Genomic DNA, 24120 nt, shown 5'->3' on the forward strand with positions numbered 1-24120 from the left:
AGACAGCCCATCATATTGTAAACCGCAAGTTGCCTTATAAGCACTTTACGGTGCGTATAGGTATATTTCATACAGTCCATCACACCTCGACGAGGAAGTCTGAACCGTGAACGCCGCATCGAACTTTGTCGGCCCCACCGACTCGAGCAAGACACCACGCTTCGCGGGGATCGCGACATTCGCACTGCTGCCGCAGTTGCGCGACGTGCCGCACGCCGACGTCGTCGTCGTCGGTGTTCCGTTCGACGCGGGAGTCAGCTACCGCCCCGGCGCACGGTTCGGGCCCGCGCACATTCGCGAGGCGTCGCGGCTACTGCGACCGTACAACCCGGTTCAGGACATCGAACCGTTTGCGACGCAACAGGTCGTCGATGCCGGAGACATCTCAGCGAACCCCTTCAACATCGATGAGGCCGTGGCCCAGATAGAAGACGGAGCTCGCCATCTCACCGAGACAGGTGCACGATTGGTGACTCTGGGCGGCGACCACACCATTGCTCTTCCGCTGCTGCGGAACGTCGCCCGCACGCACGGGCCAGTGGCGGTCATCCACTTCGATGCGCACCTTGACACCTGGGACACCTACTTCGGCGCACCCGTGACGCACGGCACCCCGTTTCGTCGGGCGTCAGAGGAGGGGCTCATCGACCTCACCGCCAGCTGGCACATCGGAACCAGGGGGCCCCTCTACGGCCGCGAAGACCTCCGCGACGACGAACGGCTCGGCTTCGCCATTATCGGGTCGCACGAATTCGAGACGGAGAGCCTCGCCAGCATCATTGCGCGGCTGCACGCGCGCATTGCGGGAAAGCCTGTGTATGTGAGCGTCGACATCGATGTGCTCGACCCTGCGCACGCTCCGGGCACGGGCACCCCCGAGGCGGGAGGGCTGACAAGTCGAGAGCTGCTGGCGATCATCCGGTCGCTCTCCACAGTCAATCTGGTGGGCGCCGATGTGGTCGAAGTGGCCCCCGCCTACGATCACGCTCAGGTCACCGCTGTCGCGGCATCCCACGTAGCGTACGAACTGATCTCAGCGATGGCGCCCCGCTCGTGATCGGCATCTCGGAGCCGGCCGATTCTGCGGAGACAGAAGCGCTTGCTGCAGCAGACGCCATCGTCGCCGCCTTCGGCAACCACCGACGAGACGAATACTTCAGAGGTTTCGCTCCGGATGCGACGTTCGTGTTCCACACGCATCCCGCCCGTCTGGAGTGCCGAGCAGAGTACGAACAGCTCTGGCATGAGTGGGAAGACCTTCATGGGTTTCGCGTACACAACTGCGTGTCGACGAACAGGCGCGTGCAACTCGTCGACACCGTCGCGATCTTCACCCACGACGTAGTCACTGAGTCGACGATGGACGGGCAACGCGAAATCGGTCGCGAGCGCGAGACGATCGTGCTCCAGCGACACGCCGGCGTTTGGCTTGCCATCCACGAACACCTCTCCCCTGCCTCACACCTTTAGAACTGCCTCACAACATCTGACAATGGAGTCACAATCATGACAAATCAGACAAGCCCGCAGACCGCATCCACGTCGCGGGTGCCCCTCGTCGAGAAACGATCGATCGACTGGGTTCCGAACAGCGAACGGCACGGAAAGCTGTGGCACCAAGCGCCGCTGTGGTTTCTCGGCAACTTCCAGTATTTCTCCATCCCGATCGGCTTCATCGGCCCCTCCCTCGGCCTCTCCCTGATCTGGACGGCGGTTGCCAGCATCATCGGAATCGGGATCGGCACGCTGTTCATGGCGTTCCACGCTTCTCAAGGACCGCACATGGGGCTTCCCCAAATGATCCAGTCTCGCGCCCAGTTCGGGTTTCGCGGAGTACTGATACCCCTGCTCGCGACCCTGTTCACGTACCTCGCGTTCAACATCGCCGATACCGTGCTGCTGGGGGAAGGCTTGAACAGCGCATTCGGCTGGAACCCCACCGTCGTCGCCGTGACCGTCGCGATAGCCGCCGCCCTGCTTGCTATTTTCGGCCACGACTGGGTGCACAAGATCTTTCGCATCCTGCTCTACGTCTCGTTTCCCCTCACCGTGCTTCTGACGCTCGGCGTGATCTTCGGCGGCGCCGGCGGAACCCCACCCGAAATCGACTACGGCTTCTCGATCGTTGCCTTCATGGCACAACTCACCGCAGCGGCCGCTTACAACATCACCTACGCCCCCTACGTTTCTGACTACTCCCGGTACCTGCCCTCGACCACCGCACCGCGGAAGGTGATCGCCGCCGTATTCTTCGGCGCATCATCGTCGGCGATCTGGCTCATCATTCTCGGCGCCTGGCTCGCGATCGAATTGCGCGCAACCGACGGTCTCGGCGGCCTTCAGCTCGCCGGCAACAACGTCTTCTTCCACCTCGGCGACGCCGTCGCATTGCTCTCCGCCCTCGCCCTGGCGGCGACGATGGGCATGAACGCCTATGGCGGCATGCTGACCATCCTCACCGGCATCGACTCGTTCAAGTCGATCAAGCCCACCAGAGCCGCCCGTGTCATCACGATCATCGTTCTCACCGTTGTCTGGTTCTCCATTGCCAGCATCATCACCACCGACTCTGTCGGCACGGTCTTTGCAGCGCTGACCCTCATGCTCTACCTCCTCGTGCCCTGGACCGCGACGAACCTCGTCGACTATTTCGTCGTCCGCAAAGGCCGCTACGCGATCACCGACCTCTTCACCCCGAACGGTGTCTACGGAACCTGGGCCTGGCGAGGGCTGGCCGCCTTCGCGATCGGATTCGCTTTCGAAATACCGTTCATGGTCATCCCTCCGCTCGGCGACTGGTCGTTCACCGGCCCGATCGCGGCCGCGCTAGGCGGGCTCGACGTGTCTTGGCTCGTCGGCCTCGTGGCGGCTTCTGTTGCGTATCTGGTCTTGTCTCGCTCGCTCGACCTCGATCGTGAACGGGCAGCCGAACTGCGAAGCGACAGAGAACTCGCCGAAATCGACGAGCGAGAGGCCGTGAACTCGTGACGCTCGCCATCACCCTTCGCCCGGGATCCGGGGTGCAGACCGAGACGATTGCCCTCGCTGCACCCGGGCCGGGCCAGGTCGAAGTCGAGATCAGAGCAAGCGGCGTGTGCCATTCAGACCTGCACGTCGTCAACGGCGACTGGCCGGCAGAAAGGCCGCTTGTGCTCGGGCACGAGGCCGCAGGAATCGTGACCGCCATCGGAGCCGGGGTGCTGGATGCCCGACTGGGCGACCACGTCGTCTTGTCTTGGTTCGCCCCCTGTGGCCGTTGCACGAACTGCGCCGCCGGCAAGGGATGGCTCTGCACCGGCACAACGGCGCTCGACAATACGTTGCCCGATGGCACCACCGCCTACACCGACGCACGAGGGGCAGACGTCTGGCCCTATCTCGGACTGGGGGCCTTCAGCGAACGCGTGGTCATTCCAGAGTCAGCGGTCGTGGTCGTTCCGCCAGAACTGCCGTTCGAGATAGGCGCCCTTCTGGGCTGCTCAGTCACAACGGGAATCGGTGCCGTGGTCAACACCGCGTCCGTTCCCATGGGGGCATCGGCCGCCGTGATCGGCTGCGGCGGCGTCGGTCTTTCGATCATCATGGGCCTCAAACTCATCGGCGCGAACCCGATCATCGCCATCGACGTGTCAGACGAGAAACTGGAAGCGGCACGTGCGCTTGGTGCGACCACCCTGCTGCGCGGCGATCTGGTTGATACGACCGCGGAGATTCAGAGCTCGCTCGGCGGAGTCGACTTCGCTTTCGAGGCCATCGGGCGGGTCGCCACCATCGAGAGCCTGCCGGGCCTTCTCGCGCGAGGGGGTACAGCCGTACTTGTCGGCATGACTCCCATCGGTCTTCGTGCCTCGATAGACCCGTTCGACCTCGCCGACCAGGGGAAGAACATTCTGGGCTGCAACTATGGCTCCAGCGTTGCGCGGGTCGACATACCGAGACTCGCAAAGCTGTATCTGGCGGGGCGGCTCCCGCTCGACCAGCTCATCGGGCGCATCCGTCCCCTCGCCGAGGCCTCAGAGGCGCTCACCGAACTCGGTCAGGGCGTCGGGCTCAGAACGATTCTCGTGCCACCGAAGCGCTCGCAGCGCTAGTGTGCTGGTAGCCGAGCCTTCCGGCGAGAGAATGGGCGGTCAGGCTACGACGCTTCGTGATCGGACAGAGAATGCACCCCGTACCTGTTGTGGCGTGGATATTCACCGCTCTTCTCCTTCTACTGGTCGTGGTCTGCATCATGGCGGGGCGCGGGCAGCTCGGCATGAACAGGTTCGTCGGAATACGCTTTCCCAGCCTGATGCGAAGCGACTCTGCATGGCGGGCGGGTCACGCCGCTGCCGTGATGCCAGCCGTCGTCTCGTGGGGTGCCGCTCTCGTCTGCAGCGCGATCGGCACAACAGCCCTCCCAGCGTATTGGGGGGCCATCGCGGCGTTTGTCGGCGGATTCGTCTGGGTGGCGGTTCGCGCATCACACGCTGCCTCAAAATCCGACCACCGCTGATCTCGCAACTCTCCCGTAGAGGCCACCGCCCGAACTGTACGCGGTACAGTAGAACCATGCCCGCCCCACGCCAGACCAAACCGCGGGAGCGCCTGAAGCGAGACGATCTCGCAGCCGGCGCCCTCGCCCTCGCCGACCGCGAAGGGCTGGAGGCGGTGACGATCAGACGGCTCGCAGCCGACAACATGGTCACGCCGATGGCGTTGTACTGGCACTTCAGCGACAAAGACGCCCTGTTCGATGCCATCGCCGAACGCATCTATGCCGAGATCACGCTACCTGCGCTACCCGAGGCAGGCGGACTGGCGTGGCACGAAGACCTGCACGCGGTACTCACGGCTGCGCTCGACGCTCTGCGCGCACATCCACTCGCCGTCATGATCGTCGCCCCGGCCATTATGAAATCCGAGGCGGGGCTCGAGCTTGCCGAGCGAACCATCGGCCTGCTGAGAGCGGCGGGGTTCTCGGCCGCGAGCGCCGCGCAGACCGGCATGTTCCTCCTCTGCTCGCTCGTGAACCTGGTCGACATCGAGCCGGGCAGCGACCGCAGGCTCGACTCCGACACGCAAGCCGCCCACCTGCGGTCGAAGCGGGCTCAGCTCGAGTCGCTCGACCCGAAACGCTTCGCGAGCGTGCTCGAGACAGCCGAGTTCTTCTTGTTCTGCCCGAGCGAAGACGAGTATTTCAGCCGGGGAATCGACTTTCTGGTGGCTGGCGCCCAGGGCACGCTGCCCGCCTGAGAGCCGCCAGCTGGTTCCGGTGTTTTTTTCGCACTTGCCTTCCTATACATTGCACATGTACGGTGTACACGTACGGCGTATATACGCGCTGGCCCGAACGCCAAATTAAGGAAGAGCAATGAGACGCAGCCCCTGGAGCACCCTGGTCGTGCTCGCGATAGCGCAGTTCATGGTGGTGCTCGACGTGACCATCGTCAACGTGGCCCTCCCCCGCATGCAGACAGACCTGGGCTTTGCTCCGGATGACCTGCAGTGGGTCATCAGCGCGTACACGTTGATCTTCGGTGGTTTTCTGCTGCTCGGGGGCCGCTCGGCCGACCTCGTCGGTCGGCGGCGCATCTTCGTCGCAGGGCTCGTGGTCTTCGCGCTGTCGTCACTGGCCGCCGGAGTCGCGACCTCACCCCTCGAACTCATTCTCTTTCGCGGCGTGCAGGGCCTCGGCGGCGCGATGCTTTCGGCATCGGCACTGACGTTGCTGATGGTGACCTTCGAGCACGGGCGCCGCCGCACCATCGCCTTGGGCGTGTGGGGTGGGCTGGCCGGCCTCGGCGGCACTATGGGTGCCATCGTCGGCGGCGTGCTGGTCGACAACCTCAGCTGGCGCTGGGTGTTCCTGGTGAACGTGCCCATCGGCATCGTCGTGATCGCGGCCACCTTCTTCATCATCAGAGAGAGCCGCGCGATCATCTCCGGCCGACGCACGTTCGACGTGGCGGGAGCCGTTCTCAGCACCACCGGGCTACTGGCTATCATGCTCGGTGTCATCCGGGCCGAACCTCTCGGCTGGGGGTCGATCGAGGTCATCGGCCTGCTGGCCGGCGGCGTTCTGCTGCTTGCGGCATTCGTTCTGGTCGAATCCCGTTCGGCGGCGCCCCTGATTCCGCTGCGGCTTTTTCGCACACGCAGTCTGTCGCTGTCGGTCGTCGCACTGGGGCTGAACAGTGCCGGTTTTCTCGCGATGTTCTTTCTCACCGCGATCTTCCTCCAGCAGGTACGCGGGCTGTCGGCGTTCGACACCGGCCTGGCCTTTCTGCCGATGGGTATCGCTGCGATCGTGGGGGCAGTCGTGGCGTCACGCTTCGTGACGATGTTCGGCACTCGCGCCGTGCAGGTCGTTGCCGCTGTGATCAGCGTGATCGGACTGTTGTTGCTGTCGACAGCCGACGCGAGCTCACCGTACGCCAGCAGCCTGCTGCCGGGGCTCATTCTGTTCGGCCTGGGAATCACGGCCATGGGGGTGCCCGCGCAAGTTGCGGCGCAGTCGAAGGTGCGAACGGATGACGCTGGTGCGGCATCCGGAGTGCTGAATGCCGGTTACCAGGTGGGCGGCGCGCTGGGGCTCGCTGTGATCACGACACTCGCAACGGCCCACATCACCGACGCAATGACGGGCGGCACGGCGCCGCTGGCCGCGGCCGTCGGCGGGTTTCAGTTCGGGCTGCTGATCGCCGCGATCTTCGCCGCCGTGAACATCGTGATTGCGCTGCTCTCGCCGTCGGTGACGGTCGACTCGGCCACCGCAACGGAGGCCGCCGAGCTCGAGCCCGTCGCGATCTGAACGCATCAGCGAGTGCGGGGGCAGCAGCAGCCTGACCGACAACGGAATCGCCGAGTCATGCGGGAGCCACGACAGCTTCGGCATTCCGATCGGTTTTCGCAGTCAGCCGCTGCGGCTCCTTCGGGAGGAGGAACGCCAGCGCCAGCGGCACCGCGCTGAAGGCGAGCACCCACCAGAATGTGGCGTTGAAGGCTGCCGACAGCGCGGCAGCCGATGCCCCGCCCTCGCTGAAGTGCTGCAGTATCACGGCGATGACCGTGACACCGAACGGCGCTCCCACCTGCTTCACCAGGTTGTATGCAGCGCTGCCCCGCGGGGTTTCGGCATGGCTGAGGCTCACAAAGGCCAAGGTCATGACGGGCAGCGAGACGGCGGCCATGCCGAATCCCTGCAAGAACTGCCCGGCCAACAGCAGGGCGTCTCCACCCGACGCCCCCGCGAGGGCGAACGGGAGTGTTCCCAGCATGCTCAGGATGACGCCCCCTGCGATCACGAAGCGGGTGTCGACGCGGCCCGCCAGGCGACGGTTGACCAGAATGAAGACGATGGTGCCGACGCCCTGCGGAATGAGCAGGAACCCCGTGGTGAATACCGAGTCGCCCCGAACCTGCTGGTAGAAGAGCGGCAGCAGGAACATGATGGCGTAGACCGAGAACCCCGCCAGCAGAGTAATGATGCTGCTGATGCCGAAACTGCGGCGGCCGAACACGCGTACGTCGATGAGGGCTGGCCGGGTTGCGCGCAACGATCGCAGCACGAAGACCCCAAGCAGGATGACGCCAGCAGCGATCGGCAACCACACTTCGACAGCGCCGAACCCCGCAGCATCCGGAATCTGGCTGATGCCGTAGGCCAGCGCGATCACGCCGGGTGTCAGCAGCAGGAACCCGAGGAGGTCGAGACGGCGTGCGCTGTCTCTCTCGCCCGTGGGCAGGAACATCGGCGCGAGAACGAGGGCTGCGAGGCAGATGGGGATGTTGATGAAGAACAGCCAGTGCCAGCCCACTGAGGTGATCAGTGACCCTCCGATGATGGGCCCGAGGATCGGACCGAGCTGGCCGACGATGCCGATGGTCGCGATGGCTCGGCCGATCCGGTCACGGCCTGCCGCGCGGGTGAGCAGCGTGATGGTCACCGGCAGCACCATTCCGCCGCCGATGCCCTGCAGAACGCGGAAGCCGATCAGCGAGGGCAGGTTCCAGGCCAGGCCGCAGAGAACAGAACCCACCAGGAAGACGGCGACCGCGAGCATCCAGACCCGGCGTGCGCCGAAGCGCTCGGAGGCCCAGCCGGAGACGGGGACGACGGCGACGTAGGCGAGCAGATAGCCGGTGACCACCCACTGCGATTCAGCAACGGAGGCGTGGAAGACATCGTGGAGGGTGTCGAGGGCGATGTTCACGATGGTGGCGTCGAGGATGGTCGCGATCGCGCCGAGAATCAGCACAAGGCTGATGAGATTCAGTCGGCGGGCTGAGACCGGGGCGGGAGCATGTGTGGTAGTCATGATGGCTACACTACACCGTGCAGTGTAGTTACGAAGGCCGTAAGCTGAATCCGACGAATGGATGAACGGATGGCAGCGCCGGCGGGTAAGAGCATTCGGGAGGGTTCGGCGCAGAAGCGCTCGGCCATCCTGCTGGCTGCTCGAGCACTCTTTCTGTCTGACGGATTCGATCGCACCAGCATGGATCTTGTCGCTGCCGAGGCAGGTGTCTCCAAGCGCACCGTCTACGACTACTACGGCGACAAGCGCACGCTGCTAGCGGCCGTCGTCGACCACACGGTCGAAGCGCTGAGCACTGCGGTTCAGCGAGCGATCGACGAGAACCTCGTCGTGGTTCCGGATGCGGCCCAGCTCGAGCACGCCCTCGTTTCCTTCGCCGAGAGCATCACTGTGTCGGCCATCGGATCCTCTGACTATGCGGCTCTCATGCGCCTGCTCTACACAGAGGCAACGAACCTTCCCGAGACCCGGTCGATGGCCTGGAACGCCGAGGAGCCCGAAGACGCGGTAGCCACCCGCTTCGCCGCCTTCGACCGGGACGGCCTGCTGCACGCCCCCGACCCTCGGCTGGCTGCGGACCACTTCGTGGCGCTGACGATCTCCCCGCTCACGTCGAGTCTCGGGGTCGTCGGTGCCGAAGTCGACGAACACCGCGTCATCGTCGAGGGAGTGAGGGCGTTCCTCCGCGCCTATCGGCCATTCTGAATTCTCTCTGGCGTGTGAAACGTGGCCGCTCCGACGACCACGCCCCGCGGGTTGTTCGGCGTACTAGCGGAGTCAGGCCGCGTCGAGGTAGCCGTTCGGATTCAGAACGTACTTCGTTGCAGCACCGGCGTCGAACTCGGCGTAGCCGCGTGGCGCGTCGTCGAGGGAGATCGCCTTGGCGTTCACGTTCTTACCGATGTGCACCCTGTCGTGCAGGATCGCCATCATGAGCCCACGGTTGTACTTCATCACCGGGCACTGGCCGGTCGTGAACGAGAGAGACTTCGCCCAGCCGGTACCGAGGCTGAGGGAGAGCGAACCCTTCTGGGCCGCCTCGTCGACCCCGCCCGGATCACCGGTCACGTAGAGCCCGGGGATGCCGAGGGCACCGCCCGCCGCCGTGATGTCCATCAGGGAGTTGAGTACCGTTGCCGGAGCCTCACCACCGCCGTGCAGACCCTTCGCCTCAAAACCGACGGCATCGATTCCGCAATCAACCTCGGGAACTCCGAGAATCTGCTCGATCTGGTCGGCGATCTCGCCCGAAGACAGATCGATCGTCTCGCAGCCGAAACTGCGGGCCTGGGCCAGTCGATCGGCGTTCATGTCACCGACGATGACGGCCGCCGCGCCGAGCAGCATGGCAGACGTCGCAGCAGCGAGCCCCACCGGGCCGGCGCCGGCGACATAGACGGTGGAACCGACACCGACCCCCGCGGTCACGGCACCGTGAAACCCTGTGGGAAAGATGTCTGACAGCATCGTCAGATCCATGATCTTCTCGAGCGCGTGATCACGGTCAGGAAAAACGAGCAGGTTCCAGTCTGCGTAGGGCACGAGAACGAATTCGGCCTGGCCACCCACCCAGCCACCCATATCCACATAGCCGTATGCACTGCCGGGTCGATCGGGGTTGACGTTCAGGCAGATGCCCGTCTTACGCTCTTTGCAGTTGCGACAGCGACCGCAGGAGATATTGAAGGGAACAGAGACGATGTCGCCGATCTTCACGAACTCGACACCCGGGCCGACCTCGATGACCTCCCCGGTGATCTCGTGCCCGAGCACAAGATTGGCGGGGGCCGTGGTGCGACCTCGAACCATGTGCTGATCCGAACCGCAGATATTCGTTGCGACGGTGCGGATGATCGCGCCGTGCGGCACCTTGCGGCCGATGTTGGCGGGGTTGACGCCGGGCCCGTCTTTCAGCTCGAACGTGGGGTAGTCGGTGTCGATGACTTCGACTTTGCCGGGCTCTTTGTAGGCAACTGCTCTGTTTCCTGACATTCGGATCCTCCTTGATCCTGCGGGCCCCGTTGTGGGGGTCTCTGTGTCAACGGTAAGTCGGCCCGTCGCCGGTGTCCAGCCCGCGCCGCCCATCTCCGCCATGGAGGCAGACCGGGTCAGCGCGCCTGGAAGGCCGCATCGAAGGCGGCCGCCGAGGGTTCGTACGACGAGAGTTGGCGCACGAAGCCCAGGGCCTCCGGAGCACCGACGAGGCGATCCATGCCGGCGTCTTCCCACTCGATCGAGAGCGGCCCGGTGTAGTGAATGGCGTTCAGCATGCGAAACGCGTCTTCCCACGGCACGTCACCGTGGCCGGTCGAGATGAAATCCCAACCGCGTCGCGGGTCGGCCCAGGCCAGGTGCGACGACAGGCGACCGTTTCGGCCGTCGACGAGACGTTTCTTCGTGTCTTTGCAGTGCACGTTGTAGATACGGTCTTTGAAGTCCCACAAGAACCCGACCGGGTCGATGTCTTGCCAGACCATGTGACTCGGATCCCAGTTCAGGCCGAACGCCTCGCGATGGCCGATCGCCTCGAGGGTTCGAACGGTGGTCCAGTAGTCGTAGGCGATCTCTGAGGGGTGAACTTCGTGGGCGAAACGAACCCCCACCTCGTCGAAGACGTCGAGAATCGGGTTCCAGCGCTCGGCGAAATCGTGGTAGCCGGCGTCGATCATCTGCTCGGTGACGGGCGGGAACATGGCCACGTACTTCCAGATCGATGACCCGGTGAAGCCGGTCACTGTCTTCACCCCGAGCTTCGCTGCGAGACGCGCGGTGTTCTTCAGCGAATCGGCCGCGCGTTGCCGCACGCCCTCGGGGTCACCGTCGCCCCACACCGCGGCGGGCAGCATGTCATGGTGCCGCTGGTCGATCGGGTCGTCGCAGACAGCCTGACCCGTGAGGTGATTCGAAATGGCGAAGACTTTCAAGCCGTTCGCTGCCAACACCGCGAGCTTGCCCTGAACGTAGGCCTCGTCATCCCACCGCTCCGGGTCGAGGTGGTCGCCCCAGCACGCGATTTCGAGACCGTCGTACCCCCACTCCCCCGCCAGCCTGGCAACTTCGACGAAGGAAAGGTCGGCCCACTGGCCAGTGAACAAGGTGATCGGGCGTGCCATTGCGTGGACTCATCTCTGTAAGAAGTTCTCGCCGTTTGTAGTAATTTACTCAGGCTGTCGACATTGCGCGCGCCGCCGCACGGAGCACGACCCAGCAAACGTAGTGTCGGAGGCATGGAACGGCGAATCTCTTCGGGGCGGTGGCGATGAGCAGCGCCGTGAAGACCCCCATGGGCGCGGCTACCTCGGGCGGCGCCCGCCTCATGCGCATCACCCTGCCCAAAGTCGCTCCGATGCTCTCATCGAACTTCTACCTGCTGCTCGGTGTGACGCTGTTCATGGTGGGCTTCGGGCTGATGATGGTGCTCTCCTCGTCGTCTGTCGGATCAGAGATCGACGCCGACAACTCGTTCACGGTCTTCCTCCGGCAGGGCAGCTTCGCCCTCATCGGTATTCCCCTGCTGCTGCTGGCCTCGCGGCTACCCTCGTCGTTCTGGAAGCGCTCGGCCTGGCTGGTGCTCGCCGGCGGCTCTGCGCTTCAGCTGCTCGTCATCGCGACTCCCCTCGGCGTCACTGTAAACGGTAACCGAAACTGGCTGCAGCTCGGCCCACTGCCCGCTCTGCAGCCCTCCGAACTCATCAAGGTGGGCGTCGTTCTGTGGCTGGGCATGTTCCTCGCGAAGAAACAGCACCGCATCGCCCAGTTCTCGTACACACTGGTGCCGACCGTGATCGTCACGGGCACGGCCATCATTCTCGTGGCCCTGGGCGGTGACCTCGGTACGACCGTCATCCTGATCGGAATGGTTCTCGGCGCGCTGTTCTTCGCCGGCATTCCCCTTCGTCACCTCGCCCTCCTCACCGCCGTGTCGGCGACCATCGCGATTCTCACCGCTCTCTCGAGGCCCAACCGGGTCACGCGCATCCTCTCGTTTCTGCAACCCGACACCACCGACTACAGCGGCTCGGGCTGGCAGATTCAGAACGGCTATTTCGCGCTCGGCGACGGCGGCATCTTCGGTGTGGGGCTTGGCAACTCGAAAGCAAAATGGTCGTGGCTGCCCGCCGTCGACACCGACTTCATCTTCGCGGTGATCGGCGAAGAGCTCGGCCTGATCGGCGCCGTCGTCGTTCTGCTGCTGATCGTGGTGCTCGGGGTGGCGTTTCTGCGAATCATTCATGCCACGCAAGACCCGTTCGCCCGGGTGGTGACCGCGGCCATCCTGGTCTGGATCGTGGGGCAGGCCCTCGTGAACATCGCCGTTGTGCTCGGCCTGCTACCGGTGCTCGGGGTGCCTCTACCGCTGATATCTGCCGGGGGCACAGCCTTGATCAGTTCGCTCATCGCCATCGGAATCGTGCTTTCTTTCTCGCGGGAGACGGATGCCCGAACCCCAGACCCTGGTGAGCGCGAGTTCGTCGACGCTTAGAGCTTCGCTGGCCCGGGCAGGCTGAACGCCTCTCAGCGCACGATGCTGGCCCGGCGCATCGACGTGCCCGCCCGCGCGGCGAACGCGGTTGCGGTGGCAGCGATGGTGTGCTGCATCACCTCGACCGCGGCCGTCGGCGCGACATCGGCCGGGCGAGCGAGGCTGATCGTGCGGGTGAGGGCGGGCCCTCCGAGGCGCACCGATCGGAGGCCCGGGCGATCGATGAGCACCATGGCGGGCACGATGGCGACACCGAGCCCGCGTTCGACGAACCGCAGGAGGGCATCCATCTCAGCACCCTCGAGCACCACGTCGGGCGTCAGACCTGCCGCACGAAACGCTGCGTCGGTGGTGCGGCGCAGGTCGTACGTCGAGCTGAAGACGATCTGCGGCAGGGCCGCCACTTCGTCGAGCGCAATGGTGGCGCGGGGAGTCACCGGCGGGGAAGCGATAGACGAGATCACCACGAGCTCTTCGACCAGCAGCGGCGTCACGGTGAATCGTTCGGCCGCCGCGGCATCTGAGGTTGTGATCAGAGCGAGATCGAGTTCTCCTGCGGCCAGCTCATCGAGCAGCAGCCGGGAGCCCTGCTCAGAGAGGTGCAATTCGATGGCGGGGTGAGCCGCGTGAAAGGCGCTGAGCACTTCGGCTACGAGGCTGATGCACAGGGTTGGTGTCGCGCCGAGGCGCACCCGGCCCCGGCCGAGGCCCGCCAGTTCGGCGAGCTCGTGACGAACCGACGCGGCATCGGCCAACATGCGCCGAGCGAGGGGCAACAGCGCCTCTCCCGCGGTGGTGAGAGTGCTGCCGCTGCGAGCGCGATGAAACAGCTCTGCCCCAAGGTCGAGCTCGAGAGCAGAGATCTGGCGACTGAGCGAGGGCTGGGCGAGGTGCAGCTTGTCGGCGGCGCGTGTGAAGTTGCCGAGACTCGCCACTTCGACAAAGCTGCCCAGCTGCTCGAGGTTCATATCGATAGCTTATCTGCATCGTAATGACGAATAATATGCATTGGAGTAATCAAATATCAAAGCCTAGCGTTGCCTCATGAGCACTTCAGAACGACAGATCTCCACCACTGTTCTCGTCATCGGCACCGGCGGTTCGGGCCTGCGCGCGGCCATCGAACTGGCTGAGGCCGGGGTCGACGTGCTGGCCCTGGGCAAGCGCCCGAAGTCAGACGCCCACACCTCGCTTGCGGCCGGTGGCATCAACGCTGCCCTCTCGACGATGGACCCAGAAGACAGCTGGCAGCAGCACGCGGCAGACACCCTCACAGAGAGTTACCTGCTCGCCAACCCGCACACGGTCGAAATCGTCACCTCGGGTGCGGCCCGCGGCATCGACGACCTCGAACGCTACGGAATGCCGTTCGCGCGCGAGGCCGATGGCCGCATCTCGCAGCGCTTCTTCGGCGCTCACACCTACCGGCGCACCGCCTTCGCGGGCGACTACACCGGCCTCGAGATTCAGCGCACGCTCATCAACCGGGCGGCCCAGCTGAACGTGCCCATCCTCGACACGGTATATGTCACGCGCATCCTGGTGAATGACGAGGGAGCGGTTTTCGGCGCCTACGGCTTCGACCTCGAAGATGGCACTCGGTACCTGATTCACGCTGATGCGGTCATCCTCGCTGCCGGCGGCCACAACCGCATCTGGCGGCGCACGTCTTCGAGACGCGACGAGAACACGGGCGACTCGTTCCGTCTCGCGGTCGAGGCGGGCGGGCGGCTGCGCGACCCCGAGCTGGTTCAGTTTCACCCGTCGGGCATCATCGAGCCCGAGAACGCCGCCGGCACCCTCATCTCTGAGGCGGCGCGCGGCGAGGGCGGCATCTTGCGCAACGGTCTCGGCGAGCGCTTCATGCAGAACTACGACCCCGAGCGCCTCGAACTCTCGACGCGTGACCGCGTGGCGCTGGCCTGCTACACCGAGATCAAGGAGGGGCGCGGAACCCCCAACGGCGGCGTCTGGCTCGACGTCTCACACCTGCCCCGCGAGACCATCATGACCCGCCTGCCCCGCGTCTACCAGACCATGCTCGAGCTGCAGATGCTCGACATCACGACCGATCCCATCGAGATCGCGCCGACCGCCCACTATTCGATGGGCGGGGTGTGGGTGCGCCCGGATGACCATTCCACCGATGTGCCGGGCCTGTACGCCATCGGCGAGGCCTCCTCGGGGCTGCACGGTGCCAACCGGCTCGGCGGAAACTCCCTCATCGAACTGCTCGTCTTCGGGCGCATCGTCGGCCAGGCCGCGGCGGAGTACTCTGCCGGGTTGCCCGCGCAGACACGCTCCGCGGCGGCGGTCACGACCGCCCGTTCGGAGATCGACGCGCTTCTCGCGGCCGACGGCACCGAGAACGTGCGGGCCCTGCAGCGCGCCATCCGCAACACGATGACCGACCACGCGGGCGTCGTGCGAAGCGAAGAGGGCCTGCTGGCCGGTCTCGCCGAACTCGACGCGATCGAGGCGCGCATGCCCTCGATCGGCGTGCACCCCGACATCGCCGGCTACCAAGACCTGGCGCACGCCTTCGACCTGAAGTCGGCCGCCCTCGCCGCGCGCGCCACCCTCGAGGCCGCCCTCGAACGCCGCGAGACCCGGGGCTGCCACAACCGCAGCGACTACCCCGACCTCGACCCGGCCCTGCAGGTGAACCTCGTCTGGTCGCCCTCCGCCGGCATCGTGCGGGAGCCCATCCCGCCCATCCCCGCCGAAATAGCCGCTTTTATGCGCGAAGAGGTCACCACCGCCGGCAAACTCCTCGAGTAGCCCCGCCAACCCTCGCCCGGCCCCTCGCCGCCATCCATCGAGAGGGCAGAAACGCTCCGAAACAGGATGATTTTGGAGAGACTTTGCCCTCTCGATGGCGGACGCGCGGGCGGGGTTGACGAGGGCGGGGTGGGAGAGGGCGCTGGAGGAGTTCATGCGCGAGACTGTCGGTATGAGCTTTACGGAGGTTCCCCGACGCGAGTTGTTGGGTCAGGCCGTGGCCTCGGTCATCCGCAATCAGATTCTGGGCGGCGAGATACACCAGGGTGAACGGCTGGCGCTGGCGCCGCTCTCGCTGAAGATGGAGATGAGCATCACGCCCGTACGGGAGGCACTGCTGCTGCTCGCCCAAGACGGCTGGGTCGTGCACGAAGCCCACCGCGGGTTTCGTGTCGCAGCAATTCGGCGTGACGATGTCATCGACACCTACCTGATGTGGGCCACCGCTGAGGGTGAGATCGCCGCCCGCGCCGCAGCACGCCGCGAGACGGCCGACATCGTGCGCCTGCGCGCCATCGACGCGCGACTGAACGAGATGCAAGACCACCACACGGGCGACGCTCTCGCGCTGAACACCGAGCTGCACGTCTCGGTGCACCAGATCGCGGACGCCCCGAAGCTGGCCTGGTTCGCCGACGCGGCCGCACGACTCGTGCCGCTGCGGTTCGCCGATTCTTTCACGTCTGTTCCGGGCTGGGCCGAGGTCAACCGATACGGTCACACCTCGATCATCGACAGCATCGAAGCGGGCAATATCGCCCGCTCCCGCGTGCTGATGCACGACCACTTCATGCTGACGGCCGACCTGCTACTGCGTCGCCTCGACGCGATCTCCTTCTGGGAGGCATCCGTCTCAGAGAACGATCTCGAGACGCAGCCCACCGAGTAGACACCGACCAGAGCCGCCCGGCGTTCTCGTACGATGCATCACCCGCAACGCATGGCCGGCCTCACGCCGCCCGCGAATAGGCCTTCAGGTCGAACAGGGGGTCGGCGGCCTGTGCCACGGTCAGTGGCAGGTGATGGCTCAGGATGCGGCGGGCGGCTAGGTGGTCGGCGGTGTTGTTGACCGACTCGACTCCGAGCAGGTGGTCGCCACGAAAGCAGAAGACCGAGAACTTGCCGCACGCGGGGTCTCCGCGAAGCACCGGATCGCCCGCAACGTCGACGATGCCCGCGATCTGCAGTTTGTCGGCGCCCTGCTGCGACCAGAACCAGGGTAGTTCGACGTACTCGGTCGGCTGGCCTGTGAGCGTCTTCGCCAGAACCTTGGCCTGGTCGACCGCGTTCTGCACCGACTCGAGGCGGGTGATTGTTCCGGTGTGGGCGTTCGGGTAGCTGCAGCAGTCGCCGATCGCGTAGACGAACGGGTCGCTGGTGCGCAGGTACGAGTCGACTTCGATGCCGTTCGAAACACCGACCCCAGCCATCCGGCCGAGTTCGACGTTGGGCTCGACGCCGATTCCGACGACCACCAGGTCGGCGGCGTAGAGGGCGCCGCTGGTGCCGACTCCCCCGGTCACGTGGCCGTCGACCCCGGTGAGACGTGCGATGCCCTCGCCGAGCCGAATGGCGACGGAGGCGTCGCCGTGCAACTGCGAGAAGTGCTGCGACATGGGTTCGGAGAGCACCCGGCCCATGATGCGCTCGCCCCGCTCGAGCACGGTCACGGCAACGCCGCGCTGGCTGGCGCTGGCCGCGAACTCGAGCCCGATGAACCCGCCGCCCACCACGAGGGCGGTTCTGGCACGCTCGAGTTCGACGCGCAGCGCCGTCGCATCGTCGAGGGTGCGCAGGTAGTGCACACCCTCGAGCTCGGCACCGTCGATGGCGAGCTGGCGGTTTCGGGCACCGGTCGCCAGTACCAGAGCGGCGTAGCCCAGAACGTCGCCGGCGGATGAGGTGATCAGCCGGGTGGCCGCATCGACGCCGGTCACCGAGACGCCCCGGTGAAATGTGATGTCACGCTCGGCGAAGAACTTCTCCGCCCGCAGCGGCAGCGCCGACGGGTCGTCGGCCGTGCCCAGGAAGTCTTTCGAGAGCGGCGGCCGCTGGTAGGGCAGGTGAGCTTCGGTCGCAAAGACGTCGATCGGCCCGTTGTAGCCCTCGGTGCGCAGCGAGTCAGCGAGCTGGATGCCCGCCTGCCCGCCTCCGACGATGACGACGCCGGGCGCCCCACCATCCGGGCGACGCTCTGCGCCGACCCCGCCCACCCCGCTCACTCCTCGACCTGCATCGACGGCAGGTCAACCACGATCGACTCGAGCCGCGAGCCCATCTTCAGCTGGCAGCCGAGCCGCGACCGCTCCTCATCCCGCGGCGCTGCCGTCTCTTCGAGCATCTCTTCTTCGTCGTCGTTCATCGGCGCCAGAGCGGCCAGAAACTCGTCGCGCACGTAGACATGGCAGGTGGCGCACATCGCCTGGCCGCCGCACTCCCCCACGATGCCGTCGACGCCGTTCGTCACGGCGGCGCGCATCACCGACGTGCCCGGCACAACCTCGATGACCTGTTCGTCGCCGTTCGGGTGAACATAGGTGATGGAGGGCACGGTTATCGACGACCCGTCAGCACTCGGGCGGCATTCGTCACCATGATCTGGCGAATGCTCTCCTCCGACACCCCGCGCTCCCGGATGGCCGGCAGAATGTTGTCGGAGATGTTGGCGTGATGCCAGTTCGGCGACACCCGCGAGCGCCACGACGGCGGTGTGTTGATGCTGAAGATTCCGGCATCGTGCGAGAGCGTGATCTTCTCGGCGTAGCCCAGTTCGATCAGCTGCACGAGCATCTCGATGCGGCGATCGTCGCGCAGAACCTGTTCCATGCCGAAGCGGTCGAGCCCGATGGTCGAGCCGTTGTCCATCAGCTCTTTGAGGTAGTCGAGGTCGGTCGAGTCGCCGCAGTGCCCGATCAGCACGTTCTCCAGCGGCACGCCGGCCTTCCTGAAGAACTCCTGCTGCAGTCGCCCGGTGAAGTGTTCGACATGGGTGTGGGTCGAGATGGTGGCACCCGTCGCTTTGTGGGCCTCTGCCGCCGCGTTCATGACCCGCTCGACGCCCGGTGTGATGCCGAACTCGTCGGTGGCGATCTTGATGAACACGGCCTTCACGCCCGTGTCACCGATGCCCTCGGTGATGTCACGCACGAAGAACTCGCTCATCAGCTCCGGCCCGTCGACCATCAGCCCCGGCCCGTGGGTCTGAAAGAACGACGGCAGGTCTTTGAACGTGTAGAACCCCGTGGCGACCACGATATTGAGGTCGACGCGAGCGGCGACCTGCTGAATGCGCGGAATGTAGCGCCCGAGCCCCGGCACCGTGAGGTCGACCATTGTGTCGATTCCATTGGCCTTCAACGCGGTGAGCGCATCGACAGCCTTCTGAATCATCGGCTCTTCGCCCTCCCACTCGGGGTCGGGCCAGTTCTGCTCGATCTCGGGGTTCTTCGTGAAGATGTGCTCGTGCGTCAGGGTCACGCCGATGTCTTCGACAGCGATGGGCCCGCGAACGGTTTCGATGGTTGTCATTTCACTAACACTTTCGTTGTATTCGTTTCAGCTGAATCGGTGGCGCGCTTCTCAGACGGGTTCCGGATGATCACGCCATAACTCTGCGGAGTCGACGTGCGCGCCGTGGCCAGCGCCGACCTGATCATGGTGATGTCGCTCGCGACGGTGACCATGCGAAACCCGTCGGCCGAGCGGCGAGCCGCGTTGCCGGTGATGGCGGCGACTTTGCCGGCGCGGGCACACGCATCCTGAATCGCCGCGATGGCCGCCAGCTGGGTCTGGTCGCCCGACTGTTCGACGCCAACGGGCAGGCCTCCGAGGCTCACGGCGAGGTCGGCCGGCCCGATGTACACGCCGTCGACGCCCGGGGTGGCGAGTATCTCGTCGACGTTCGCCAGGCCCTTCGCCGACTCGATCATCACCAGGCAGATGACCTGGGCGTTGACTGTGGCCGGGTCGCTTCCGAGCCCGTAGACAGCCCGGAGCGGGCCCCAGCTGCGCTGGCCGAGAGGGTGGTACCGGCAGGCGGCTGCTGCACCCGCCGCCGCGGCGGCGTCTTCGATCATGGGCACGATGACGCCTTCGGCCCCGGCATCCAGAGCCTGCCCGATGAGGGCGACATCGTTCTTCGCCACCCGCACGAGCGGGGTCGTCTCAGACCGGGCGACCGCTCGCAGCATCTCGAGCAGGGTGTCGGCCGAGGTGGTGCCGTGCTGCTGATCGAGGTACACGTAGTCGAACCCGGCGAGCGCGAACTCTTCGGCGATCTGGGCGCTGCCCAGCATGCACGACAGGCCCACGGCCGTCTCGCCCGCCGCCAGCACCTCGAGCAGATGGTTGGTACTCACAGTCGGTACCAGTCACGCGCCGACTCGCTCATCAGCTTCGGGCGCATCGACTCGGGAACCACCTCGAGCAGCTTCTCGAGCGAGTCTTCGTGCAGGTGGGGGTAGTCGGTCGCGAACATCAACAGGTCTTCTGACCCGAGCCAGTCGACGATGCGCTTCGACTCTTCAACGGTGCCGAGGTCGCTCGGTGCGACCGAGAACCGCATGTGGTCGCGCACGATCTCGAGCGGCAGGCGGTCGACCCATGGGGTTTCGCGGCGAAGGCCCTTCCACTTCTTGTTCATGCTCCAGCCCCACATGGGCACCCAGCTGAAGCCGCCCTCCATGACGGCGACACGCAGGGTGGGGAACTTCTGAAAGGTGCCCTCGAACACCATGCTCGTGAGCTGGGCGAGGTACACCTGCGTCTCGGCGGCGTACTGCTCGGCGTAGTACGACGAGTAGCCGGTGGGCGACGGGGCGTCTTCTGTGGTGCCGCCCCACTGCAGGCCCACGACGAGGTTGTTGCGGGTCGCCGCCGCGTAGATGGGGTAGAAGATGCGCTGGCCGTAGAGCCGCTCAGACCGCACCGGCAGCATCACCTGCACGAAGCCGGGGTGCGAGCCCACGCGGTCGATCTCGGCCGCCGCCGCGATCGGGTCGCGCGCCGGAATGACGAGCGACGCCGCCAATCGGGGGTCTTTGTCGAGCCACTCGGCGATGATCCAATCATTGACCGAACGCGCCAGTGCGGGCGCCCAGTCGGGGTGCCGCAACGAATCGATTCCGTAGTAACAGTTCACGATGGCGCGGTCGACCTGCCAGGGGTCGAGAATGTCACTCTGCAGCATCCGGAGCCTCGAGGCGGGCTCTTCGCCGTCACGGCGCCATTCGGGCCGGGCCGTCGTGGTGGCACCGGGTGGATACGCGTAGCGGGGGCCGGTGGGGCCGCGCCAGCCCCTCTCCTGGGTGCCCTGAACCCACACCGGCTCCATGTAGTCGAAGAGCGATTCGATCGAGGGCACGTTGGCGTGCACGTCGCAATCGATGATCGACCCTGACCAGAGGTCGGTGCGGTTGGTGCCTGAGAGCAGTGCGGTCGTCATTGTCGGCTCATTTCTCTGTCTGGGGTGCGCGCGTGAGGGGCGCACGGTCGTTGATGGTTGTCTGAGCGCGGGCCGAGGTGGGAACGACGGCGGGAATGGCGCAGGCGTGTGCCTGCTGTTCGGCCGTGCCCGGGTTGTCTGGGGCCCCTTTGCCTGAGGCGCCGCCAGCTGCTGCGACTCCGGCTCCGGATGCCCGGGGCTGGGCTTTCAGCGACAGCACCACGTACTCGGCCTCGACTCCCACCTCGATGGTCTCGGCCTTGTAGGGGCCAGCGATTCGGCCCACACTGCCGGCGCTCACCTGCTCGGAGACCGATTCGCCGGCCTCGACCTCGACACCGAACGGGCGGGCGTGCAGGTTCTTCGGATCCCAGTACGACTGCCCGGTTCGAATGTCGAACTCCCAGTTGTGCCACGGACAAGCGAGCAGGTCTTGACCCGTGTTGAGGGTCATGTTGCCGGGGCCCGTCGACTGGATCTCGTTCAGTACTTGGCCGACGCACAGCGGGCCGCCCAGATGCGGGCAGCGGTTCAGCATGGCGAAGAACTCGCCCCGAATGTTGAAGATGCCTATGGATCGGCCGTTGATCTCGACGATCAGCCGGCCGGTGGCGGGAAACTCGGCGACCGGGCAGACCACGTAGCGCTGGAGGCGATTCGAGGGTTTCGCGGGTGCCTGAGTTGCGGATTCTGCGTTCATGAGCAGCTCACTTTCGGGTCAGAAGGTCGGGCAACTCTGCAGCCGCCGCCTCGGTGTTCAACCACGACGCATCCAGTGCACCCACCGAGGTGCAGCCGAGCAGCCGCATCGTACGAATCATCTCTGCGCGCAGAATCTCGAGCACGTGCGAGACCCCGGCCTCGCCGCCCGCGGCCAAGCCGTAGGCCGGATAACGGCCCACGAGCACGGCTTTCGCGCCCAGCGAGAGGGCCTTGATGACATCACTGCCGCGCCGAACGCCGCTGTCGAGCAGAATCTCGACGTCGCCGCCCACCGCTTCGGCGATGCGCGTGAGCACGTTCATCGTGGCCGGGGCGCCGTCGAGCTGGCGGCCGCCGTGGTTCGACACGATGATGCCGTCGGCGCCGAGACTGGCGGCCTTTCGGGCGTCGGCCACGGTGAGAATGCCCTTGATGACGAGCGGCCCGTCCCAGTTCGAACGCATCCAGCGAATGTCTTGCCACGAGGGCGAGTGCGAGTCTTTGCCGGTGCGCGTCATCTCGGTGAGCTCCATCGGTTTGCCGTCGCTTGTGAGATCGGCGGTGTTGGGCAGCTCGAACGGCATGCCGTCGCGCATGAACCGGTACACCCAACCGGGTCGAGTGCTCATGCGGGGTGCCATGCGCGCGATGTTGGCGAGGTTGATGCGCATGTTGTAACTGAACCCGTTGCGAAAGTCTTTCTCGCGGTTGCCGGCCACCGCGGTGTCGATCGTGGCGACGAGGGCGCCGAACCCGGCGGTCTGTGCCCGCCGCACCAGCGACTGCATCGCGTCTTCGTTCGAGAACCGGTACGCCTGAAACCACTGCTGGCCAGGCGTCTGGGCGATCTCTTCGAGCGAATAGCCCGAGGCCGAGGTCGCCACGTGAACGGTGCCCGCACGGCTGGCTGCCCGCGCGATTCCGAGATCGCCCTCGGGATGCACCAGGCGCATGCCACCGCACGGCGCGGTCATCACCGGCAGCGAGAGGTCACAGCCGAGCACGCGGGTGCGGAGGTCGGGCTCCGCCACCCACGTCGCCCCGCGAGGAGCGAACGAGAGGTCGGAGAACGCCTTTGTGTTGCGACCCAGCGTCACTTCGTCTTCGGCCCCGCCGTCAACGTAGTCGAAGATGGCCTTGGGCAGCCGCTTCGCCGCCGACGCCCGGGCATCGGTGTAGTTGCGGATCGTCTGAAGGCGGCGGTCGGTCTGCGCGTCAGTGAAAGAGGAGAGCAGCGACATCAGAACTCCGTCGGAGAGGGCAGCCCGCTGTCTGGCAGCAGCGGCAGGCCGTAGAGCTTCGACGCGTTCTCGCCCAGGATGCGGCGGCGGCGGTCTTCGGGAAAGCTCTCGGGCACCGACTCGTACGGTGAGTCGAAATCCCAGTGCGGGTAGTCAGAGGAGAACATCAAGCGGTCGGCAAAACCGGCCTCCTCGAACATCTGGTAGACCCCTTCGGTCTGTTCCGGATGCTCGGGCTCTTCGAGGGGCTGCGTACTGAACCAGAAGTGCTCCTTGAGGTACTCGGAGGGCTTTCGCGCCAGGTGGCTCACCTCGTCGCGCAACTTCGAGTACGTGGCATCCAGTCGCCAGCTGTAGGGCACCACCCAGTCCCAGCCGAGTTCGAGCGCGGCGATCTTCAGCTTCGGAAAGTGGTCGAAGACACCCTCGAAGACGAAGCTCGGCACCATGGCGAGCGGCAGCACGGCGAACGCGGCGTGCATCTCCGAGTAGAAGTTCTGGCGGCCGGCGCCCGTGGGCTGGCGGCCCATTCCCGGCACGTGAAAGCCCAACGGAATGTTGTACCGCTCGCACGCCTCGAAGATGGGCCAGTAGCGGCGCTTGCCGATCGGGTCGGCACCGGCCGGCGACATCAGCACCTGAACGAACTTGTCGCCGTTCGGGCCCTCCTTGCAGCGCTCGATCTCTTCGACGGCGCCCGGCAGGTCGCGGGCGATAGAGATGGATGCCCTGAACCGGTCATCCGCGCCGCACCAGGTGTAGGCGAGGGCATCGTTGTATGCGCTGTAGAGCGAGATCGCCATGTCGTGCGGCATGTTCACGCCGCCGTTGGTGATGATGTACGCCTGCGGGCAGGTGAGCACGACGGCCGACATGTCGAACATGTCGACGACCTGCTCGACCGCGAGCTGCGGGTCGACGCCCACCCGGCCGTTCTCGTCGATGGCGTCGAGCCGGTGGGTGAACTCGCGTTGGGCGGGCGACACTCCCCCGCCGAAACTGCCGAGGCCGTAGCGGCTGATGTAGTCACGCCACTTCTGCGGCAGGTGTTCGGCGACCTGTTTGTCGGTCGGCGTCGGCATCGGGTGAAAATCGACGTCGATAACACCGAGCTTGCGCGGCGAGGTGACCGCGGCGGGAGTGGTCTCTGTGATGGTCATGACTTTCCTT

23 protein-coding genes are annotated in these 24120 nt (G+C 65.5%); 11 read left to right on the forward strand and 12 right to left on the reverse strand.

The genetic code is table 11. The annotated features are described in order from the left end of the window. Positions 1-106: 106 nt before the first annotated feature. The 7 genes from speB (at position 107) to D4765_RS08410 (ending at position 6793) form a co-directional block, all read left to right on the forward strand. Positions 107-1057 (forward strand): agmatinase, encoded by a 951-nt coding sequence (gene speB, locus D4765_RS08380; protein ID WP_136641837.1) that lies wholly within the window; start codon positions 107-109, stop codon positions 1055-1057. Beyond that, entirely contained in the window at positions 1054-1470 is a 417-nt protein-coding gene (locus D4765_RS08385; RefSeq protein WP_237280320.1) for a nuclear transport factor 2 family protein, read from the forward strand. The genes speB and D4765_RS08385 overlap by 4 nt, the downstream gene beginning before the upstream one ends. Before the next feature lie 36 nt (positions 1471-1506). Then, positions 1507-2988 (forward strand): purine-cytosine permease family protein, encoded by a 1482-nt coding sequence (locus D4765_RS08390; protein ID WP_136641838.1) that lies wholly within the window; start codon positions 1507-1509, stop codon positions 2986-2988. Next, a complete protein-coding gene (locus D4765_RS08395; RefSeq protein WP_136641839.1) occupies positions 2985-4091 on the forward strand; it encodes an alcohol dehydrogenase catalytic domain-containing protein in 1107 nt (368 codons plus the stop codon). Before D4765_RS08390 ends, D4765_RS08395 begins: the two co-directional genes overlap by 4 nt. A gap of 56 nt (positions 4092-4147) precedes the next feature. Beyond that, positions 4148-4495, forward strand: a complete 348-nt coding sequence (locus D4765_RS08400; protein WP_136641840.1) for an SdpI family protein — start codon at positions 4148-4150, stop codon at positions 4493-4495. A 56-nt stretch (positions 4496-4551) separates the two neighbouring features. Further along, positions 4552-5235 carry a TetR/AcrR family transcriptional regulator gene (locus tag D4765_RS08405; protein ID WP_136641841.1) on the forward strand — a complete coding sequence of 228 codons (684 nt, stop codon included), beginning with the start codon at positions 4552-4554 and terminating at the stop codon, positions 5233-5235. Positions 5236-5353: 118 nt separating this feature from the next. Further along, a complete protein-coding gene (locus D4765_RS08410; protein WP_136641842.1) occupies positions 5354-6793 on the forward strand; it encodes an MFS transporter in 1440 nt (479 codons plus the stop codon). A gap of 55 nt (positions 6794-6848) precedes the next feature. Here the strand turns inward: D4765_RS08410 and D4765_RS08415 are convergent, their stop codons facing one another. Further along, on the reverse strand, positions 6849-8300 hold the full coding sequence (locus D4765_RS08415; RefSeq protein ID WP_136641843.1) for an MDR family MFS transporter: 1452 nt from the start codon (positions 8298-8300) through the stop codon (positions 6849-6851). A gap of 69 nt (positions 8301-8369) precedes the next feature. Here D4765_RS08415 and D4765_RS08420 point away from each other — a divergent pair, with 69 nt between their 5' ends. After that, on the forward strand, positions 8370-9005 hold the full coding sequence (locus D4765_RS08420) for a TetR/AcrR family transcriptional regulator (RefSeq protein ID WP_136641844.1): 636 nt from the start codon (positions 8370-8372) through the stop codon (positions 9003-9005). Positions 9006-9077: 72 nt separating this feature from the next. Here the strand turns inward: D4765_RS08420 and fdhA are convergent, their stop codons facing one another. Both fdhA and D4765_RS08430 read right to left on the reverse strand, forming a co-directional pair. Further along, positions 9078-10292: a formaldehyde dehydrogenase, glutathione-independent gene (gene fdhA, locus D4765_RS08425; protein WP_136641845.1), complete on the reverse strand. Its 1215-nt coding sequence runs from the start codon at positions 10290-10292 to the stop codon at positions 9078-9080. Positions 10293-10408: 116 nt separating this feature from the next. After that, a complete protein-coding gene (locus D4765_RS08430) occupies positions 10409-11413 on the reverse strand; it encodes a sugar phosphate isomerase/epimerase family protein (RefSeq protein WP_136641846.1) in 1005 nt (334 codons plus the stop codon). A 146-nt stretch (positions 11414-11559) separates the two neighbouring features. On the opposite strand from D4765_RS08430, the gene ftsW reads away from it, so the two are divergent. Beyond that, entirely contained in the window at positions 11560-12783 is a 1224-nt protein-coding gene (gene ftsW, locus D4765_RS08435) for a putative lipid II flippase FtsW (RefSeq protein WP_136641847.1), read from the forward strand. Between the two features lie 32 nt (positions 12784-12815). Here the strand turns inward: ftsW and D4765_RS08440 are convergent, their stop codons facing one another. Next, entirely contained in the window at positions 12816-13751 is a 936-nt protein-coding gene (locus D4765_RS08440) for a LysR family transcriptional regulator (RefSeq protein WP_136641848.1), read from the reverse strand. Between the two features lie 76 nt (positions 13752-13827). On the opposite strand from D4765_RS08440, the gene D4765_RS08445 reads away from it, so the two are divergent. Beyond that, a complete protein-coding gene (locus tag D4765_RS08445) occupies positions 13828-15564 on the forward strand; it encodes an L-aspartate oxidase (RefSeq protein ID WP_136641849.1) in 1737 nt (578 codons plus the stop codon). Positions 15565-15736: 172 nt separating this feature from the next. Further along, a complete protein-coding gene (locus D4765_RS08450; RefSeq protein ID WP_161580397.1) occupies positions 15737-16453 on the forward strand; it encodes a GntR family transcriptional regulator in 717 nt (238 codons plus the stop codon). Between the two features lie 61 nt (positions 16454-16514). On the opposite strand, the gene D4765_RS08455 is transcribed toward D4765_RS08450, so the two are convergent. From D4765_RS08455 to D4765_RS08490, 8 genes are read right to left on the reverse strand one after another with little or no spacing between them, the layout of a single operon-like run. After that, positions 16515-17777 (reverse strand): NAD(P)/FAD-dependent oxidoreductase, encoded by a 1263-nt coding sequence (locus tag D4765_RS08455; protein WP_136641851.1) that lies wholly within the window; start codon positions 17775-17777, stop codon positions 16515-16517. A 5-nt stretch (positions 17778-17782) separates the two neighbouring features. Beyond that, positions 17783-18115 carry a 2Fe-2S iron-sulfur cluster-binding protein gene (locus D4765_RS08460; protein WP_136641852.1) on the reverse strand — a complete coding sequence of 111 codons (333 nt, stop codon included), beginning with the start codon at positions 18113-18115 and terminating at the stop codon, positions 17783-17785. A gap of 2 nt (positions 18116-18117) precedes the next feature. Then, entirely contained in the window at positions 18118-19092 is a 975-nt protein-coding gene (locus tag D4765_RS08465; RefSeq protein WP_136641853.1) for a phosphotriesterase family protein, read from the reverse strand. Then, a complete protein-coding gene (locus D4765_RS08470) occupies positions 19089-19922 on the reverse strand; it encodes an HpcH/HpaI aldolase family protein (RefSeq protein WP_136641854.1) in 834 nt (277 codons plus the stop codon). Before D4765_RS08470 ends, D4765_RS08465 begins: the two co-directional genes overlap by 4 nt. Continuing rightward, complete coding sequence (locus tag D4765_RS08475) at positions 19919-21007, reverse strand: amidohydrolase family protein (protein WP_136641855.1); 1089 nt, start codon at positions 21005-21007, stop codon at positions 19919-19921. Before D4765_RS08475 ends, D4765_RS08470 begins: the two co-directional genes overlap by 4 nt. A gap of 7 nt (positions 21008-21014) precedes the next feature. Beyond that, entirely contained in the window at positions 21015-21707 is a 693-nt protein-coding gene (locus D4765_RS08480; protein ID WP_136641856.1) for a Rieske (2Fe-2S) protein, read from the reverse strand. Between the two features lie 7 nt (positions 21708-21714). Beyond that, positions 21715-22950: an alpha-hydroxy acid oxidase gene (locus D4765_RS08485; RefSeq protein WP_136641857.1), complete on the reverse strand. Its 1236-nt coding sequence runs from the start codon at positions 22948-22950 to the stop codon at positions 21715-21717. Then, entirely contained in the window at positions 22950-24110 is a 1161-nt protein-coding gene (locus tag D4765_RS08490; protein ID WP_136641858.1) for an amidohydrolase family protein, read from the reverse strand. Before D4765_RS08490 ends, D4765_RS08485 begins: the two co-directional genes overlap by 1 nt. Positions 24111-24120 lie beyond the last annotated feature (10 nt).

The sequence above is a fragment of the Subtercola vilae genome (assembly GCF_004923255.1).
Taxonomy (GTDB): domain Bacteria; phylum Actinomycetota; class Actinomycetes; order Actinomycetales; family Microbacteriaceae; genus Subtercola; species Subtercola vilae.

Bases quoted from the DNA above. Each gene is read 5' to 3' on its own strand.
- D4765_RS08390 (WP_136641838.1), top strand. From the start codon at position 1,507: ATGACAAATCAGACAAGCCCGCAGACCGCATCCACGTCGCGGGTGCCC.
- D4765_RS08405 (WP_136641841.1), top strand. From the start codon at position 4,552: ATGCCCGCCCCACGCCAGACCAAACCGCGGGAGCGCCTGAAGCGAGAC.
- D4765_RS08410 (WP_136641842.1), top strand. From the start codon at position 5,354: ATGAGACGCAGCCCCTGGAGCACCCTGGTCGTGCTCGCGATAGCGCAG.
- D4765_RS08415 (WP_136641843.1), bottom strand. From the start codon at position 8,300: ATGACTACCACACATGCTCCCGCCCCGGTCTCAGCCCGCCGACTGAAT.
- D4765_RS08420 (WP_136641844.1), top strand. From the start codon at position 8,370: ATGGCAGCGCCGGCGGGTAAGAGCATTCGGGAGGGTTCGGCGCAGAAG.
- fdhA (WP_136641845.1), bottom strand. From the start codon at position 10,292: ATGTCAGGAAACAGAGCAGTTGCCTACAAAGAGCCCGGCAAAGTCGAA.
- D4765_RS08430 (WP_136641846.1), bottom strand. From the start codon at position 11,413: ATGGCACGCCCGATCACCTTGTTCACTGGCCAGTGGGCCGACCTTTCC.
- ftsW (WP_136641847.1), top strand. From the start codon at position 11,560: ATGAGCAGCGCCGTGAAGACCCCCATGGGCGCGGCTACCTCGGGCGGC.
- D4765_RS08440 (WP_136641848.1), bottom strand. From the start codon at position 13,751: ATGAACCTCGAGCAGCTGGGCAGCTTTGTCGAAGTGGCGAGTCTCGGC.
- D4765_RS08445 (WP_136641849.1), top strand. From the start codon at position 13,828: ATGAGCACTTCAGAACGACAGATCTCCACCACTGTTCTCGTCATCGGC.
- D4765_RS08450 (WP_161580397.1), top strand. From the start codon at position 15,737: ATGAGCTTTACGGAGGTTCCCCGACGCGAGTTGTTGGGTCAGGCCGTG.
- D4765_RS08465 (WP_136641853.1), bottom strand. From the start codon at position 19,092: ATGACAACCATCGAAACCGTTCGCGGGCCCATCGCTGTCGAAGACATC.
- D4765_RS08475 (WP_136641855.1), bottom strand. From the start codon at position 21,007: ATGACGACCGCACTGCTCTCAGGCACCAACCGCACCGACCTCTGGTCA.
- D4765_RS08480 (WP_136641856.1), bottom strand. From the start codon at position 21,707: ATGAACGCAGAATCCGCAACTCAGGCACCCGCGAAACCCTCGAATCGC.
- D4765_RS08485 (WP_136641857.1), bottom strand. From the start codon at position 22,950: ATGTCGCTGCTCTCCTCTTTCACTGACGCGCAGACCGACCGCCGCCTT.
- D4765_RS08490 (WP_136641858.1), bottom strand. From the start codon at position 24,110: ATGACCATCACAGAGACCACTCCCGCCGCGGTCACCTCGCCGCGCAAG.